Annotated in this window: 15 protein-coding genes; 6 read left to right on the forward strand and 9 right to left on the reverse strand. The window is 67.9% G+C overall.

Annotation, left to right across the window (positions count from 1 at the left end; genetic code table 11):
* Positions 1-167 precede the first annotated feature (167 nt).
* The 5 genes from ABEB03_RS23645 to ABEB03_RS23665 form a co-directional block, all read right to left on the reverse strand.
* Entirely contained in the window at positions 168-1,253 is a 1,086-nt protein-coding gene (locus ABEB03_RS23645; protein ID WP_345652881.1) for an ABC transporter ATP-binding protein, read from the reverse strand.
* Positions 1,234-2,229: an ABC transporter ATP-binding protein gene (locus ABEB03_RS23650; RefSeq protein WP_345652884.1), complete on the reverse strand. Its 996-nt coding sequence runs from the start codon at positions 2,227-2,229 to the stop codon at positions 1,234-1,236. Before ABEB03_RS23650 ends, ABEB03_RS23645 begins: the two co-directional genes overlap by 20 nt.
* 5 nt (positions 2,230-2,234) lie before the next feature.
* Entirely contained in the window at positions 2,235-3,212 is a 978-nt protein-coding gene (locus tag ABEB03_RS23655) for an ABC transporter permease (protein ID WP_345652887.1), read from the reverse strand.
* On the reverse strand, positions 3,205-4,128 hold the full coding sequence (locus ABEB03_RS23660) for an ABC transporter permease (RefSeq protein WP_345652891.1): 924 nt from the start codon (positions 4,126-4,128) through the stop codon (positions 3,205-3,207). The genes ABEB03_RS23655 and ABEB03_RS23660 overlap by 8 nt, the downstream gene beginning before the upstream one ends.
* 63 nt (positions 4,129-4,191) lie before the next feature.
* Complete coding sequence (locus ABEB03_RS23665; RefSeq protein ID WP_345652893.1) at positions 4,192-5,826, reverse strand: peptide ABC transporter substrate-binding protein; 1,635 nt, start codon at positions 5,824-5,826, stop codon at positions 4,192-4,194.
* Between the two features lie 489 nt (positions 5,827-6,315).
* Between ABEB03_RS23665 and ABEB03_RS23670 the strand changes: the two genes are divergently transcribed.
* From ABEB03_RS23670 to ABEB03_RS23690, 5 genes are all read left to right on the forward strand, one after another.
* Complete coding sequence (locus ABEB03_RS23670; RefSeq protein ID WP_345652895.1) at positions 6,316-7,344, forward strand: ABC transporter permease; 1,029 nt, start codon at positions 6,316-6,318, stop codon at positions 7,342-7,344.
* Positions 7,345-7,424: 80 nt separating this feature from the next.
* Positions 7,425-9,185, forward strand: a complete 1,761-nt coding sequence (locus ABEB03_RS23675) for an ABC transporter substrate-binding protein (RefSeq protein WP_345652898.1) — start codon at positions 7,425-7,427, stop codon at positions 9,183-9,185.
* Between the two features lie 169 nt (positions 9,186-9,354).
* On the forward strand, positions 9,355-10,335 hold the full coding sequence (locus ABEB03_RS23680) for an ABC transporter permease (RefSeq protein WP_345652901.1): 981 nt from the start codon (positions 9,355-9,357) through the stop codon (positions 10,333-10,335).
* A 57-nt stretch (positions 10,336-10,392) separates the two neighbouring features.
* Positions 10,393-11,430 (forward strand): ABC transporter ATP-binding protein, encoded by a 1,038-nt coding sequence (locus ABEB03_RS23685; protein WP_345652904.1) that lies wholly within the window; start codon positions 10,393-10,395, stop codon positions 11,428-11,430.
* 25 nt (positions 11,431-11,455) lie between these two features.
* Entirely contained in the window at positions 11,456-12,496 is a 1,041-nt protein-coding gene (locus ABEB03_RS23690) for an ABC transporter ATP-binding protein (protein ID WP_345652908.1), read from the forward strand.
* Positions 12,497-12,646: 150 nt separating this feature from the next.
* Here ABEB03_RS23690 and ABEB03_RS23695 read toward each other — a convergent pair whose 3' ends face one another.
* Both ABEB03_RS23695 and ABEB03_RS23700 read right to left on the reverse strand, forming a co-directional pair.
* Positions 12,647-13,024, reverse strand: coding sequence for a VOC family protein (locus ABEB03_RS23695; RefSeq protein ID WP_345653028.1), 378 nt, complete (start codon positions 13,022-13,024; stop codon positions 12,647-12,649).
* A 9-nt stretch (positions 13,025-13,033) separates the two neighbouring features.
* Entirely contained in the window at positions 13,034-13,537 is a 504-nt protein-coding gene (locus ABEB03_RS23700; protein ID WP_345652911.1) for a DinB family protein, read from the reverse strand.
* Positions 13,538-13,639: 102 nt separating this feature from the next.
* Between ABEB03_RS23700 and ABEB03_RS23705 the strand changes: the two genes are divergently transcribed.
* On the forward strand, positions 13,640-14,383 hold the full coding sequence (locus ABEB03_RS23705; protein WP_345652914.1) for a class I SAM-dependent DNA methyltransferase: 744 nt from the start codon (positions 13,640-13,642) through the stop codon (positions 14,381-14,383).
* A 90-nt stretch (positions 14,384-14,473) separates the two neighbouring features.
* Here ABEB03_RS23705 and ABEB03_RS23710 read toward each other — a convergent pair whose 3' ends face one another.
* Entirely contained in the window at positions 14,474-15,517 is a 1,044-nt protein-coding gene (locus ABEB03_RS23710) for an ABC transporter ATP-binding protein (protein WP_345653031.1), read from the reverse strand.
* Positions 15,518-15,603: 86 nt separating this feature from the next.
* On the reverse strand, positions 15,604-16,668 hold the full coding sequence (locus ABEB03_RS23715) for an ABC transporter ATP-binding protein (RefSeq protein WP_345652916.1): 1,065 nt from the start codon (positions 16,666-16,668) through the stop codon (positions 15,604-15,606).

The following is a 16,668-nucleotide window of genomic DNA, read 5'->3' on the forward strand; positions in this document are numbered from 1 at the left end:
CGGTCTCGTCGAGGCCGGCACGGCAACGAGCCGGGGTGACATGGCGCACCCCGGCTCGTTCACGGCACCCGCACGGCCGTACGGTGTTCACCTTGGCCCGTCCGTATATCGGTACCGCTTCCGCCAAGTTGCCTGCGTGTTAACGAAGTTCATGCGGGTTTGCACACTTATGGCGCCGACTCCGGCTCCTCCGCGGGGGGTTCACCGCCCGGCTCCTCCGGCGGGACGACCTGCTTCTCCTCCGCGAAGTGACACGCCGAGTCGTGCGCGGCCGGCCCCTCGGTGAACCGGAACTCCGCGGGCACCGCGAGCAGCGGCACTTCCAGCGCGCACCGCTCCTGTGCCTTCCAGCAGCGGGTGCGGAAGCGGCACCCGGACGGCACGTTCGCCGGCGACGGCACGTCGCCGGTCAGGATGATCCGCTCCCGGTGCTCCCGGGCGTCCGGGTCGGGCACGGGCACGGCGGACAGCAGGGCCTGGGTGTAGGGGTGCGTCGGATGGTCGTAGATCTCGGCGTCCCTGCCGGTCTCCACGATCCGCCCGAGGTACATCACCCCGACCCGGTCGGAGATGTGCCGCACGATCGACAGGTCGTGCGCGATGAAGACGTACGACAGGTCGAACTCGTCCTGCAGCCGTTCCAGCAGGTTGACCACCTGGGCCTGCACGGAGACGTCGAGCGCGGACACCGGCTCGTCGGCGACGATGATCTCGGGCCGCAGCGCCAGCCCGCGCGCGATGCCGATGCGCTGGCGCTGGCCCCCGGAGAACTGGTGCGGATAGCGGTTGACGTACTCCGGGTTGAGCCCGACCACGTCGAGCAGATCCTGGACCCTCCTGCGGCGGTCGCCCTTCGGCGCGACCTCGGGATGGATCTCGTACGGCTCCCCGATGATGTCGCCGACGGTCATGCGCGGGTTGAGCGAGGTGTAGGGGTCCTGGAAGACCATCTGGATGTTGCGGCGCACGGCCTTGAGCGCCCTGCCGGACAGCCGGGTGATGTCCTCGCCCTTGTACTTGATGGTCCCGGCCGTGGGCCGCTCCAGGTTGACCAGCATCCTGGCCACCGTGGACTTGCCGCAGCCGGACTCGCCGACGATGCCGAGGGTCTCTCCGCGGCCGAGGCGGAAGTCGACCCCGTCGACGGCCTTGACCTCGCCGATCTGCTTCCTGAACAGGATCCCCCGGGTGAGCGGGTAGTGCTTGACCAGCCCGTCGACCTCCAGGATCGTCTCAGCCGTCGTGCCGTCCATCGAGGCACTCCCTCCAGAAGAAGCAGGCGCTCCTGCGGGTCCCGCCGCTGCCCTCCACCTCCGCCTGCGGCGGCACGTCGGTCCGGCAGACGTCGCGGGCCATCGGGCAGCGCGGGTGGAAGGCGCAACCCGGTGGAATGCGCATGAGGTTGGGCGGCAGTCCCTTGATGGCGTAGAGCTCGTGGCCCTTCTGGTCGAGCCGTGGGATCGAGTCCAGGAGGCCCTTCGTGTAGGGGTGGGCGGGCGCCTTGTAGATGTCGTGCACGGGTGCCGACTCCACGATCCGCCCCGCGTACATCACGGCGATCCGGTCGGCGACGTCGGCGACCACGCCGAGGTCGTGGGTGATGAGGATGAGCCCCATGTGGAGTTCGCGCTGCAACTCGGCCAGCAGATCCATGACCTGGGCCTGGACGGTGACGTCGAGCGCGGTGGTCGGCTCGTCGGCGATGATCAGGGCGGGCTCCAGGGCCAGCGCCATGGCGATCATGATGCGCTGGCGCATGCCGCCGGAGAACTGGTGCGGATAGTCGCGCACCCGGTCGGCGGCGGCCGGGATACGGACCCGGTCCATCAGCTCGACCGCCTTGGCGCGGGCGTCCTTGCGGGACATGCCGCGGTGCACGACGAACATCTCGCCGAGCTGGTCGCCGACACTGAGTACGGGGTTGAGGGCGGACAGCGCGTCCTGGAAGATCATCGCCATCCCGGCGCCACGGACCTTGCGCCGCTCGTCCTCCTTGAGCGTCAGCAGGTCCCTGCCCTGGAAGAGGATCTCGCCGCCGGTGATACGCGCGGGCGGTGTGTCGAGAATGCCCATCACGGCCTGCGCGGTCACCGACTTGCCGGAGCCCGACTCGCCGAGCACGGCGAGGGTCTCCCCCTCGTCCACGCCGTAGGCGACCCCGTTGACGGCTTTGGCCACACCGTCCCTGGTCCTGAACTCCACGTGCAGATCACGCACTTCGAGCAGCACGTCCGTCACCTCAGCTTCGGGTCGAGGGCGTCGCGCACCGCGTCGCCGAGCATGATGAACGCGAGCACGGTGATCGCGAGCGCGCCGGCGGGCCACAGCAGCATGTGCGGGGCCTGGCGGATGTACGCCGACGCCGAGGAGATGTCGATGCCCCAGGAGACGGTCGGGGGTTTCAGACCGACGCCGAGGTAGGAGAGCGTCGCCTCCAGGGCGATGTACGTGCCGAGCGCGATGGTGGCGACGACGATCACCGGCGCGACGGCGTTCGGGGCGATGTGCCGCAGCAGCAGCCGGGAGTTGGAGGCACCGAGGGCGCGGGCGGCCTGCACGTAGTCGTTCTGCCGGGTCGTGATGACGGAGCCGCGGGCGATGCGGGAGATCTGCGGCCAGCCGAGCAGCACCATGAACCCGATGACCGGCCAGACCGTATTGCTGGTCACCACGGAGAGGAGGACCAGACCGCCGAGCACGACGGGGATGGCGAAGAAGATGTCGGTGAGGCGGGACAGGATCGAGTCCCACACCCCGCCGTAGAACCCGGCCAGTCCGCCGAGCAGTGAGCCGAGGAGGGCGACACCGAGGGTGGCGAGGACACCGACGCTGATCGAGATGCGGGTCCCGTACACGGTGCGGGTGTAGACGTCGCAGCCCTGGCCGTCGAAGCCGAAGGGATGTCCCGGCTGGGACCCCTCCTGGGCCTTGGCGAGGTCGCACTGGAGCGGGTTGCCGGAGGTGATCAGCGAGGGCCAGACGGAGATGACGACCAGGAAGAGGATGACCAGCGCGGAGACGATGAAGACGGGGTTGCGCCGCAGGTCCCGCCACGCGTCGGACCACAGCGAGCGCGGCTTCTCCTGCGGTCCGGTGCCCTCCGGTCCGCCCGGCGTCTTCTCCAGGGTGAGGGCCTCGCCGGCGCCGAGGTCCATGGTGCCGCCCATTCCCGTGGGGGCGATGGCGCCTTCCGGCCGCTGCGGTTCAGGCATAGCGGATCCTCGGGTCGAGTACGGCGTACAGGAGGTCGACGAGCAGGTTGGCGACCAGGAAGACGAGGACGAGGATGGTCACGAAACCGACCACGGTCTGGGTGTTCTGCCGGACGATGCCCTGGTAGAGCTGGAAGCCGACGCCGTGGATGTTGAAGATCCGCTCGGTGACGATGGCGCCGCCCATCAGCGCGCCGATGTCGGTGCCGATGAACGTGATCACGGGGATCAGCGAGTTGCGCAGCAGGTGCCGGGTGATCACCCTGCGCCGGGGCAGCCCCTTGGCGACGGCGGTGCGGACGTAGTCGGACCGTCGGTTCTCCGCGATCGAGGTGCGGGTCAGCCGGGTCACGTAGGCGAGCGACACGGACGCGAGGACCAGACCGGGGACGATCAGCTCGCCGAACGTGGCGTCCGGGGAGACGGACGGTCTGATCCAGCCCCACTCGACTCCGAGGAGCAGCTGGAGCAGCAGACCGGTCACGAAGGTCGGCACCGAGATGACGACGAGGGTGAGCAGCAGGACGCCGGTGTCGACGGGCCTGCCGCGGCGCAGGCCGGTGACGACGCCGAGCGAGATGCCGATGACGATCTCGAAGAGGATGGCGACGATGGTCAGCCGGATGGTGACCGGGAAGGAGCTGGCCATCAGCTCGGTGACCGGCTGTCCGTTGAACGCCGTCCCGAAGTCACCGGTGAACACTTTGCCCATGTATGACAGGTATTGCTGCCATACGGGCTTGTCGAGGTTGTACTCCTGGCGCAGCTGAGCGGCCGTGGCGGGGTCGCACTGCTTGTCGCCGCACAGGCCGGCGATGGGGTCGCCCATCACGTTGACCATCAGGAAGATCAGCAGGGTGGCGCCGATGAAGACCGGGATCATCTGGAGCAGGCGCCGGATCACATACCGTCCCATGGAGAGGCTCCGGGGGTCGTGGGACAGCCGGCCGCCCGCGGACGGTCCGGCTGTCCCGGCGGCTCAGCTGACCTTGATCTCGTTGTAGACGGGGACGCTGAACTGGTTGAGCGCCACGTCGGAGAGCCGTTCCGAGTAGCCGGCGCTGCCGTTCTGGTACCAGAGCGGGATGGCGGCCATGTTGTCCCGCACGACGCCTTCGGCCTGCTGGAAGAGCTGGACGGCCTTGGCGCGGTCCGTCTCGGCGTTCGCCCGGTCGACGAGCTTGTCGAAGTCCTTGTTCGACCACTTGCCGTCGTTGGAGGAGGCGTTCGTGTAGTACAGCGGCTGGAGGAAGTTCTGGATCAGCGGGTAGTCCATCTGCCAGCCGGCCCGGAAGGGGCCGGGCATCTTGTGCTGGTCGATCTGCTTGCGGAAGTCCGCGAAGGTGCCGACCGGATTGCCGACGCAGGCCTTGTCGTTGCCCAGCGCGTTGTTGATGGAGTTGCAGACGGCGTCGATCCACTCCTTGTGGGAGCCGGTGTCCGCGTTGTAGGTGAGCTTGACCTGACCGCCGGGCAGGCCGCCGCCCTGCTGCACCAGCTGCTTGGCCTTGGCGGGGTCGTACTCGCAGGAGGCACCGCACAGCCCGTCCTGGAAGCCGCCGTCCTTGCCGAGGACCGGCGAGGTCCAGTCGGAGGCCGGGGTGCGGGTCTTCTGGAAGATCGTGTCGGTGATCTGCTTGCGGTTGATCGCCATCGACAGGCCCTGGCGGACCTTCTGCGCTCCGCCGGAGTCCCAGTTCTTGTCGTAGAACGGGAAGGCGATCGTCTGGATGATGCCGGCCGGCGTGTTGATGTACCGGCCGCCGAGGTCGCTCTTCGCGTTCTTGAGCTGGGCGGCGGGCACGTCGTCGACGAGGTCGAGATTGCCGGCCAGCAGGTCGGTGTAGGCGGTGTTGTTGTCGGTGTAGACCTTGAGGTCCACTCCGTCGTTCCGCGCCTTGTCCTGCCCGGGGTAGGCGTCCCACTTGCGCAGGGACAGCTGCGAGCCCTTGGTGTAGGAGTCCACCGTGTACGGCCCGTTGCCGACCGGCTTCTGGAGCCAGGCCGCGTGGTCGCTGAAGAACGCGCTCGGCAGCGGCGAGAAGGCCGCGTAGCCGAGGGTGTCGGGGAAGGTCGAGAACTTCTGGTTGAGCTTGACGGTGAACGTGTCGGTGCCGGTCACCTTCAGCCCGGACAGCGTGTCGGCGCTCTGGGCGCCCGAGGAGGGGTGGACCTTGTCGTAGCCCTCGATGTAGCCGAAGAAGTACGCGTTCTTCTGCTTGTTCTTCAGGCTCGCCCCGTAGTTCCAGGCGTCGACGAAGGACTTCGCCGTGACGGCCTCGCCGTTGCTGAACTTCCAGCCGTCCTTCACGGTGATCGTGAAGTTCTGCGAGTCCGGGGTCTCGATCTTCTCGGCGAGCATGTTCTGGGCCGCGCCGGTCTTGGCGTCGTAGCGCTTCAGCCCGCGGAAGATCATGTCGAGGACCTTGCCGCCCTGCACCTCGTTGGTGTTCGCCGGCTCCAGCGGGTTCTGCGGGTCTCCCCAGGAGGAACTCAGGACTCCGGCGTTGCCACCGCCACCGCCACCGTCTCCGCCGCCGCCTCCGCAGCCGGCCGCCGCGAGGGCGACCGCCGTCGCACAAGCGGCCCATCTGGCGTGCGTGGCTCCACGCATGGAGTGCCTCCTCAAGAGTGCGCTGTGGCACCGACTCCGGGTGTTCACGCCCGATTCCGATGCGCCCTTCCTGTAGCGCCCAATATCGACACACAAGGGAGGTATCGCACATTCACCCCACCCGTCCGGGCCGCGTCGTCACCCGGATGCTTCCGGAGGCGGTTGCTCCGGATGATCTATGCAATGGATCTTCGCCGTTCGATGCAGAACCGTTGATTTGGGTGCACCAGATGTACGCATTCCGAGACTCCGGCGTCCGGTTATCGAACCTCTTGCCCGTTTCGCGCAGTTGGCCCGATTCCGGACACAGAACGGCCACGGTGCGCTACACGCGTAGTTACGCTGAGGTCAAGCCAGGGCAAAGAAGGTAAAGAGAAACCCAAGGCGACCGAGAATTTATTGACCTTGAATGAATTGCGTTGAAAAAGTCCGGCGTAGCCCGTAGGGAGCGCCCTGCGGAGCCGTTGACCCCATCGGGCCTGGAGCACCATGACCCTCCCTACTCCTTCCGCGGCCGCATCGCTTGAGGTGACCGACGAGATCGGCCAGATCCCGGATTCGTCCGCCAACCCCAAGGGCTCGGAGAGTCGCTCCCCGGGACGACTCGCCTGGAAGCGGTTCAAGCGTGACCGCACAGGCGTCATATCCGCGTACATCGTGATCTTCTTCTTTGCGATCGCGATCCTCGCGCCGCTGATCGCAAAGCTGTACGGCAAGGACCCGTACACCACGTACGCCAGCCAGCGCCCGGAACTCCTCGACGCCTTCTCGTACCCCGCGGGTCCCAACGGCGGTATCAGCTCGGAGTTCTGGTTCGGCATCGAGCCGCAGCTGGGTCGTGACGTCTTCACCTTCCTGCTGTACGGCATCCGCACCTCCCTGGGCATCGCCGTGGCCGCCACGCTGCTGACCACCTTCATCGGTGTGATCGTCGGCGTCACGGCCGGCTACCTGGGCGGCAAGACCGACTACCTCGTCGGCCGCATCATCGACATCCTGCTGTCGTTCCCGTCGACGCTGTTCTTCATCGCCTTCATGCCGGTGGTGTACGGCCTCTTCGTCGCCCCCGACGAGAACATCCCCACCTCGCTGCGGGCCATCTCCCTGATCCTGGTCCTCTCCGCCTTCGGCTGGGCGTCCATCGCCCGTCTGCTGCGCGGCCAGGTCCTCGGTCTGCGTGAGCGCGAGTACATCGAGGCGGCCAAGGTCACCGGTGCGTCGCCCCGGCGCATCGTGTTCAAGGAACTGCTGCCCAACCTGTGGACGCCGATCATCATCCAGTCCACGCTGATGCTCCCGGCGTTCGTGACCGCGGAGGCCGGTCTGGCCTTCCTCGGGGTCGGCATCATCGACCCCACGCCGGACTGGGGCGTCATGATCCAGCGCGGCGCCCAGTTCTACACCGAGGACCTCACCTTCATGCTCTTCCCGGGCCTGTCGATGGTGATCTTCGTCCTCGCCTTCAACCTGCTCGGCGATTCGGTGCGCGACGCGCTCGACCCGAAGTCCAAGCGGTAGCCACCAGATCCACCCGGCCAGTTCAGTGTCGTGCGGCCGGTAACACCCGTCCCGATCGTCCCTATAAGGCAGGCTCATCCATGTCTTTCTCCCGTAGAAACTTCCTGATCGCCACCGGCGTGGTCGCGGCCTCGTCGTCCGTCCTGACCGCCTGTGGCGGCAGCGGAAGCGACAGCAAGTCGAAGAGCAAGGTCCCCTCGGTCAGCGGCTCCAAGACCCAGGAGATCCCGGTCGGCACCAAGGCCGACTCCGTCGGCCCCGCGCCGGAGGTCAAGGGAGCGGTCAAGGGCGGCACGATCTACTCGCTCGACCAGTTCGACATGGACCACATGGACCCGGCGCAGATCTACGTCTCGACCGAGGGCGCCATCACCGTCCCGATCCTGCGTGGTCTCACCGGCTACAAGATCGACGAGAAGGGCGGCGCGACGCTGGTCGGCGACGCGGCCACCGACGCCGGCACCATGAAGGACGGCGGCAAGACCTGGACCTTCACCCTGAAGGACGGCGTCAAGTGGGAGGACGGCTCGGACGTCTCCTCCGACGACCTCCGCCACACCTTCGAGCGCCTCTTCGCCTCCTTCATCACCGAGGGTCCCCGCTACGTCCAGCAGTGGCTGGAGGGTGGCGACAAGTACAAGGGCCCCTACAGCGGCAAGAAGCTCGACTCCATCGAGGTCGACGGCAAGACCATCACGTTCCACCTCAACGAAGCCCGCACGGACTTCAACTTCACGCTCGCCATGCGCGGCTACTCCCTGGTGAACAAGAAGCACGACACCAAGGAGAAGTACGACAAGAAGCCCTTCTCCTGCGGCCCGTACAAGATCGGCGCCCGCAGCATCGGCAAGTCGCTCACCTACGTGCGCAACGAGCACTGGGACCCGAAGACCGACGCGATCCGCAACAACTACCCGGACAAGTACGTCTTCCAGTTCGGCTTCGAGCTGCTGGCCTCGACCGACCGCTACATCGCGGACAAGGGCAACGACCAGTACGCGATGTCGATCTTCAACGAGGTCGCCCCGGAGCGCATCGCCCAGGTCCTCACCAACGCGAAGCTCAAGCAGCGCGTCCTCACCGAGGTCGACACGGTCACGTACTACTGGCCGATCAACATGACCCGCATCAAGGACGTCAAGGTCCGTCAGGCCATCAACTGGGCCTGGCCGCACCAGCAGCTGCAGACGATCCGCGGCGGCGCCTCCACCAGCGAGCTCGCCACCACGATCCTCTCGCCGGTGACCCCGGGTTACCAGAAGTTCGACCTCTACGGCGTCACCAAGAAGCCCGGTGGCGACCCGGCCAAGGCCAAGGCCCTGCTGAAGGAGGCCGGCAAGGTCGGCCAGAAGCTGGTCATCGCCTACCAGTCCTCGGACAACTCGGTGAAGTCGGCCGTCGCGATCAAGAACGCCCTGGAGGCCGCCGGCTTCCAGGTCGTCAACAAGCAGGTCGACAAGTCGACCTTCTACACGCAGATCGGCAAGATCGACAACGACTTCGACCTGTTCGCGGCCGGCTGGAGCCCGGACTGGCCGAACGGCTACTCGGTCTTCTTCCCCTGCTGGAGCGGCAAGAACATCGGCGACGGCCGCAGCAACTACGCCCAGCTGAACGACCCGAGCGTCAACAAGGCCATCGACGCGGCCGCCAAGATCACCGACGTCGAGGCCGCGAACAAGGCCTGGGGCGAAGTCGACCGCCAGATCATGGAGCTCGCCGCGGTGGTCCCGGACTACCACTCCATCCGTAACTGGATGCACGGTTCCAAGGTCGGCAACGTCACGTACGACAGCGGCAACACCTGCGTCGCGCTCTGCAAGCTGTACGCGATGAAGTAAGCCGTACGACCCGGGTCCTGTCGCCGGACTCCGCCCGATCCGCCCGTGAGGCGGAGAGAGCGGGTCCGGCGGCAGGGCCCAGGGGCGGTCGTTCACGCGAACACCGCCCTGCGGCCCTCCCACACCCACGCCCCCGGCGACGGCGCCCCGTCCGGAAAGTCACGCCCCCATGTCCCGCTTTCTCATCCGCCGAGTCTTCGGCGCACTGGTCATCCTCCTGATCATCAGTGCCATCACCTTCGGCCTGTTCTACGCCATTCCGCGTGACCCGGCGATGATGTCCTGCGGCAAGAACTGCACGCCCGACATGCTCGCGCAGATCCGGCACAACCTGGGCATCGACCACCCGATCCCGGTGCAGTACTGGGACTGGCTCAAGGGTGTGTTCGTCGGGCGCGACTACGGCAGCTTCGGCAACTGCAACGCCCCCTGCCTCGGCTACTCCTTCGCCAACCGCGAGCCCGTCCTCGGCACCATCCTGGACCGTCTGCCGACGACCCTCTCGCTCGCCTTCGGCGCGGCCGCCGTCTTCCTCGTCTTCGGTGTCGGCGCCGGCATGCTGGCCGCCGTCAAGCAGGGCAAGTTCCTGGACAAGTTCGCCAGCTCGGCCTCGCTCTTCGGCTCCTCGCTGCAGATCTACTTCGTCGGCTACATCGCGATGTTCTTCTTCGTCGCCAAGCTCGGCATCTTCGCTCAGCCCTCGTACACGCCGCTCAGCGAGGACCCGGTCTCCTGGTTCTCCGGACTGCTGCTGCCCTGGCTGACCCTGGCGATCATCTTCACCGCCAACTACACCCGCATGACCCGCTCCCAGCTGGTCGAGCAGCTCAGTGAGGACTACGTCCGCACGGCCCGCGCCAAGGGCCTGTCCCGTACGAACGTGTTCTTCCGGTTCGCCTGGCGCGGTGCGATGGGTCCCATCGTCACGGTCTTCGGCATCGACCTGGGCACCCTGATCGGTGGCGCGATCATCACCGAATCGACCTTCAGCATCCAGGGCATCGGCCGCCTCGCGGTGGACTCCGTGAACAAGAGCGACCTGCCCATGCTGCTCGGCGTCACCGTCCTGTCGGCCGGCGCGATCGTGTTCTTCAACATCATCGTCGACGCCGTCTACGCCCTCATCGACCCGCGGATCCGGCTCGCCTGACCCCGGGCACCCCGCCCCCGACAGCAACCCCGGCATCACCCCCTCAGGAGCGTCCCCGTGACGAGCACCGATCAGCAGCCCTTCCTGTCCGTCAGGGATCTGAAGGTCCACTTCTCCACCGAAGACGGCGTCGTCAAGGCCGTCGACGGTCTCTCCTTCGACCTGGCCAAGGGCAAGACGCTCGGCATCGTGGGCGAGTCCGGTTCGGGCAAGTCCGTCACGAACCTCACGATCCTGGGGCTCCACGACCGTGACCGCACCTCCATCGACGGGGAGATCCTCCTCGACGGCAAGGAGCTGCTGACCGCCTCCGAGCGTGAGCTGGAGCACCTGCGCGGCAACAAGATGTCGATGATCTTCCAGGACGCGCTGGCCTCGCTCTCGCCCTACCACACCATCGGCAAGCAGATCGGCGAGACGTACCGCAAGCACACCGGTGCCTCCAAGAAGGAGGCCCGGGAGCGGGCGATCGAGATGCTCAGGCGCGTCGGCATCCCGCAGCCGGACGTCCGGGTGGACGACTACCCGCACCAGTTCTCCGGCGGTATGCGCCAGCGCGCGATGATCGCCATGGCCCTGGTCTGCGACCCCGAGCTGCTGATCGCGGACGAGCCGACCACCGCGCTCGACGTGACCGTGCAGGCCCAGATCATGGACCTCCTCAAGGACCTCCAGCAGGAGTTCGGCACGGCGATCATCTTCATCACCCACGACCTCGGTGTCATCGCCGACATCGCGGACGACGTGCTGGTGATGTACGGCGGCCGGTGCGTGGAGCGCGGCACCAAGAAGGAGGTGCTGCGCGCCCCGCAGCACCCGTACACCTGGGGTCTGCTGGGCTCGATGCCGAGCCTGGAGGGGCCGGTCGACGTCCCGCTGTCGCCCATCCCCGGCTCGCCGCCCTCGCTGCTCAACCCGCCGTCGGGCTGCCGCTTCCACCCGCGGTGCACCTTCGCGGAGAAGGTCCAGGGCGGCCTGTGCTCCACCGAGCAGCCGCTGCTGGACATCACGGACGGGCGGGGCTCCGCCTGCCACCTCACGGACGACCAGCGCCGTGAGTTCTTCGCCGACTACGCCGCGACCCGGTCGCACTGACGGACACGAGACGGGAATCACGATCATGAGCAACACGAACCCCCTCCTGGACGTCACCGGACTGACCAAGCACTTCCCGGTCATGGGCGGCTTCCCCTTCAAGCGGAAGATCGGCGCCGTGCAGGCCGTGGACGGCCTGGACTTCCAGGTCGCCGAGGGCGAGAGCCTGGGTCTGGTCGGCGAGTCCGGCTGCGGCAAGTCGACCACGGGCCGGCTGATCACGCGTCTGCTGGAGCCCACCGGCGGCAGCATCAAGTACCGCGGCCAGGACATCACGCACGCGGGCCGCAAGCAGCTGGCTCCGGTCCGCTCCGAGATCCAGATGATCTTCCAGGACCCGTACGCCTCGCTGAACCCGCGGCAGACGGTCGGCAAGATCATCTCGGGCCCCATGGAGATCAACGGGATCAACCCGCCCGGCGGCCACGAGAAGCGCGTGCGTGAGCTGCTGGAGACGGTGGGTCTCAACCCCGAGCACTACAACCGCTTCCCGCACGAGTTCTCCGGCGGTCAGCGCCAGCGCATCGGTGTGGCCCGCGCGCTCGCGCTGGAGCCCAAGCTGATCGTCGCGGACGAGCCGGTCTCCGCGCTCGACGTCTCCATCCAGGCGCAGGTCGTCAACCTGCTCCAGGAGCTCCAGCAGGACCTGGGCATCGCTTTCGTCTTCATCGCCCACGACCTCGCCGTCGTCCGCCACTTCTCGCAGCGCGTCGCGGTCATGTACCTCGGCAAGATCGTGGAGATCGCCGACCGCGAGGACCTCTACGACAACCCGCGTCACCCGTACACGCGTGCCCTGCTCTCCGCCGTCCCCGAGGCGACGGCCGACGACGTCCCGGCCCGCGAGCGCATCCGCCTCACCGGCGACGTGCCCTCGCCGCTCAACCCGCCGTCGGGCTGCCGCTTCCGCACCCGGTGCTGGAAGGCGACGGAGAAGTGCGCGACGGAGGCTCCGCCGCTGGTCCAGGTCGCGGGCAACAAGGAAGGCCACCTGACGGCCTGCCACTACCCCGAGACGCACGACACCGTCCCGGCGCCCCGCCTCTCCAAGGACGTCGCGGCCTGACACACCCCTTTTCGTCAGCCCGCGGCTTGCGGGACCGACCTTCGCCGGCCCATTGACCCGAGCCCACGAACGTCCGGTTCCCGGGCAAGAAGAAGGCCCGCACCCTGCTGGGTGCGGGCCTTCGCGCGTTCGTCGCGCGGCGTGCCGGGCTCAGCCCGCCGCGCCGCGCTCCATGCAGAACTCGTTGCCCTCGGGGTCGGCGAGGGTGACCCAGCCCCGGCCGTCGGGACGGGTGTGGTCCGCGACCAGGCGGGCCCCGAGCCCGATGGCGCGCTCGACCTCCGCCCCCCGGCTGCGGTCCTGCGGCTGGAGGTCCAGATGGATGCGGTTCTTGGCCGTCTTGCCTTCGGGGACGCGCACGAACAGCAGGGCCGGTCCCCCTGACGGGTCCTGGATCACCGCCTCCGGGTCACCGGGCTTGTCGTCGTCGGCGAGCGGCCGTCCGAGCAACTCGCTCCAGAACAGCCCGAGATCGTACGGGTCTCCGGTGCAGTCGAAGGTGATGGTGCGGATCGTGGGGTTCAACAGGGCTTCTCCCTAAGAGCCGGTGCGGCCGTCGGCCAGCTCGCGCAGGATGTCGAGGTGACCGTTGTGGCGGGCCGTCTCCTCGACCAGATGCAGGATGATCCAGCGCAGGTTCACATGGCGGCCGTCCCGGTTGGCCCGCTTCGCCTCGGCGTCCAGGTCGTGCCCGGCCACCAGGTCCCGGTAGCGGGCGCTCTGCTCCTCGTACTCGTCGAGGAGCTGGGCGAGAGGGACGTCGACGGCGATGCGCATCTCGCGGTCGGGGTCCTCGTCCGTCCAGGGGCCCTCGTCCTCCTCGCCGAGGAAGACGACCTGGAACCAGAAGTACTCGACCCAGCGCAGATGGCTGATCAGCCCGCACAGGGTCATCAGCGGGGAGTCCGGCAGCGGCGCCTTGACGGCGTCCTCCGCCGAGACGCCCTCGCACTTGTCGCGGGCGGTGGCCCGGGCGTAGTCGAGGAAGGTGGCCAGCTGAGTGCGCTCGTCCCAGGAGGGAGGCGTATCGGTTCGCGTCATCGAACGGAAGCATTCCGGCCCGGCCGTTCGATGTCGAGCGATTTACCACCGGTACTTTCCGAACGTGGTTCGAGCGGCCTCGCGGGCTGACAGACTGCTGCGATGACTGATCGTTCGTTCAGTGACGTCACCCTCGCCGCCCTGTACGACACGCTCAATCCCTGGGGCCCGAGCGACGACTTCTACCTGGACCTGGTGATGTCCGCGCGGTCGGTGCTCGATGTCGGTTGCGGGACGGGGCAGTTGCTGGGCCGGGCCCGGGAGGCCGGGCACCGCGGCAGACTGTGCGGACTCGATCCGGCGGCGGCGATGCTGGTGCAGGCGCGGCGCTGGGACGCGGTCGAGTGGGTGCTCGGGGATCTCGCCTCCACCCGCTGGGAGCGGGAGTTCGACCTCGTGGTGATGACCGGGCACGCCTTCCAGGTCCTGCTCGGTGACGAGGAGTTGCGGGGCGCGCTCGGCACCGTGCGCGAAGCCCTGTGCGACGGCGGGCGGTTCGTCTTCGAGACGCGCCATCCCGCCGCCCGCTCCTGGGAGTCGTGGAGCCCCGAGCACGTGCACGAGGTGAGCGACGCGCACGGAGCGGTCGTCCGCGTGTGGCACGAGGTGGAGGCGCCGGTGCTCGGTGAGCGCGTGACGTTCACGGAGACGTTCGAGCATCCGGCGTGGGAACGGCCGCGGACCAGCCGCAGCACGCTGCGCTTCCTCGGCCCCGAGGCGCTGTCCTGCTTCCTGGACGAGGCCGGGCTGGTGGTGCGCGAGCAGTTCGGGGACTGGGGGCGGGGGCCGCTGACCCCCGCCTCCTCCGAGATCATCACCGTGGCCGGCCCGGCCGGACGCCGCTGACCACTCCCGGCCGGGGACCGGGAGGCGGGCCTGCGTGGCCGGGCCACGATCCGGCCGACGGGCGCCGGGGGGTGCCGTTCGGCGCCCCCTCTAGTCGTCCTCGGCCTCCAGCGCCGCCAGCGCCGGATCCAGCACGATGTCCTCGGCACGCGCCTCGATGGTGGGATCCTCCGGGAAGTGGCACGCGGTGAGGTGGCCCTCGGCGTTGCCGGAGATGCGGACCAACGGCGGCTCCTCCTGCGCGCACTTGTCCTGCGCCTTCCAGCAGCGCGTGCGGAAACGGCAGCCGGACGGCGGGGAGATGGGCGACGGGACGTCGCCCTGCAGACGGATGCGTTCCTTCTTCTCGGCATCGATGTCCGCGTCGGGGACGGCCGACATCAGCGCGTGGGTGTACGGGTGTCGGGGGCCGGTGTACAGCGAGGTCCGGTCGGCGATCTCCACGATCTTGCCGAGGTACATGACCGCGACGCGCTGCGAGAAGTGGCGGACGACGGCGAGGTCGTGGGCGATGAAGACGAAAGCGATGCCCATCTCCCGCTGGACCTCCTGGAGGAGGTTCACCACCTGCGCCTGGATGGAGACGTCGAGCGCGGAGACCGGCTCGTCCGCGACGATCAGTTTGGGCTTGAGCGCGAGCGCGCGGGCCACACCGATGCGCTGGCGCTGACCGCCGGAGAACTCGTGCGGGAAGCGGTTGTAGTGCTCGGGGTTGAGACCCACCGTCTCCAGCAGTTCACGCACGCGCTTCTCGCGCCCGCCGGGCGGGTTGACGCCGTTGATCTCCATCGGTGAGGAGATGATCGTACCGACCGTCTGCCGCGGGTTCAGCGAGGCGTACGGGTCCTGGAAGATCATCTGGATCTCGGAGCGGATCGGGGACAGCTGACGCCGGCTGGCGCGGGTGATGTCCTTCCCGCGGTACGAGATCATGCCTTGGGTGGGTTCCATCAGGCGGGTCAGCAGCCGTCCCGTGGTGGACTTGCCGCAGCCCGACTCGCCGACCAGTCCGAGGCTCTCACCGGGGAAGACGTCGAAGGAGACGCCGTCCACGGCCTGCACGGCGCCGACCGTCCGGCGGATCGGGAAGCCTCCCTTGACCGGGAAGTACTTCTTCAGGTCGGTCACCCGCATGAGGGGTTCGCCCGGGTCCGCGTCCCGCTGACCGGGGATCACATCGGTCACGACCGCGGTTTTCTCGTCGCTCACAGTCAGTCCCCTCAGCCCAGCCTGGGCCGAATCGTCTCGGTGAAGATGCGGCTCTTTTGATCCGACGTCAGATGGCAGGCGGAGCCGCGACCCGTCGGCAGCTCGGGCCGGATGTCCACACACCGGTCGGCGCCCTCGACCTCGTTCCTGAACGTGCACCGCGGATGGAACGGGCAGCCCGAGGGCGGGTTCAGCAGCGACGGCGGCGCGCCCGGAATGGGGGTCAACGGCTCGTCCACGTCAGCCGTCAGGCGTGGCATGGACGCCAGCAGACCCCAGGTGTAAGGGTGTTGCGGAGTCTTGAGCACCTCACGGACGGTGCCGCGCTCCACCGCGCGGCCCGCGTACATCACGAGCAGGTCGTCCGCCATGTTGGCGACCACGCCGAGGTCGTGGGTGATCATGATGATCGCGGAGCCGAACTCCTGCTGGAGGTCCTTGAGCAGGTCCAGGATCTGCGCCTGGACCGTCACGTCGAGGGCCGTCGTCGGCTCGTCGGCGATCAGCAGATCCGGGTTGCAGACCAGCGACATCGCGATCATCGCGCGCTGGCGCATACCGCCGGAGAACTGGTGCGGGTAGTCGTCCACGCGCCGCTTGGCGTGCGGGATGCCCACCTTCTCCAGCATCTCGATCGCCCGCTCCCGCGCCTCCTTCTTCGAGGCGCCGGTGTGCTTGCGGAACGGTTCGCCGATCTGCCGACCGACGCTGTGGTACGGCGACAGGGCGGTGAGCGCGTCCTGGAAGATCATCGCCATCTTGTTGCCGCGGAGCTTCTCCAGCTCCGGCTCCGTGGCGGTGATGAGTTCCTTGCCGTCGAGGACGATCTCGCCCTCGATCGTGGTGCTCAGCGGGTTGTGCAGGCCCAGGATGGTCAGGTTGGTGACGGACTTCCCCGAGCCGGACTCGCCGACGATGCCGAGCGTCGTCCCGCGCTCCAGGTCGAAGGAGAGTCCGTCGACCGCCTTGACGACGCCGTCCTCCGTGGCGAACCGGACGTGCAGGTCGCGTACCGACAGGAACGCGTCGGAGGCGCCGGCGGCCGGGGCGTCCTCGGGCTTGGTGAGTGTGGTCAC

It is taken from the genome of Streptomyces siamensis (assembly GCF_039543605.1).
In the GTDB taxonomy this organism is placed as follows: Bacteria; Actinomycetota; Actinomycetes; order Streptomycetales; family Streptomycetaceae; genus Streptomyces; species Streptomyces siamensis.

Excerpts from the sequence above, each read along its gene's own strand:
- ABEB03_RS23705 (WP_345652914.1), top strand. The coding sequence starts at position 13,640 with ATGACTGATCGTTCGTTCAGTGACGTCACCCTCGCCGCCCTGTACGAC.
- ABEB03_RS23660 (WP_345652891.1), bottom strand. The coding sequence starts at position 4,128 with ATGGGACGGTATGTGATCCGGCGCCTGCTCCAGATGATCCCGGTCTTC.
- ABEB03_RS23645 (WP_345652881.1), bottom strand. The coding sequence starts at position 1,253 with ATGGACGGCACGACGGCTGAGACGATCCTGGAGGTCGACGGGCTGGTC.
- ABEB03_RS23670 (WP_345652895.1), top strand. The coding sequence starts at position 6,316 with ATGACCCTCCCTACTCCTTCCGCGGCCGCATCGCTTGAGGTGACCGAC.
- ABEB03_RS23710 (WP_345653031.1), bottom strand. The coding sequence starts at position 15,517 with ATGCGGGTGACCGACCTGAAGAAGTACTTCCCGGTCAAGGGAGGCTTC.
- ABEB03_RS23690 (WP_345652908.1), top strand. The coding sequence starts at position 11,456 with ATGAGCAACACGAACCCCCTCCTGGACGTCACCGGACTGACCAAGCAC.
- ABEB03_RS23665 (WP_345652893.1), bottom strand. The coding sequence starts at position 5,826 with ATGCGTGGAGCCACGCACGCCAGATGGGCCGCTTGTGCGACGGCGGTC.
- ABEB03_RS23680 (WP_345652901.1), top strand. The coding sequence starts at position 9,355 with ATGTCCCGCTTTCTCATCCGCCGAGTCTTCGGCGCACTGGTCATCCTC.
- ABEB03_RS23700 (WP_345652911.1), bottom strand. The coding sequence starts at position 13,537 with ATGACGCGAACCGATACGCCTCCCTCCTGGGACGAGCGCACTCAGCTG.
- ABEB03_RS23655 (WP_345652887.1), bottom strand. The coding sequence starts at position 3,212 with ATGCCTGAACCGCAGCGGCCGGAAGGCGCCATCGCCCCCACGGGAATG.
- ABEB03_RS23675 (WP_345652898.1), top strand. The coding sequence starts at position 7,425 with ATGTCTTTCTCCCGTAGAAACTTCCTGATCGCCACCGGCGTGGTCGCG.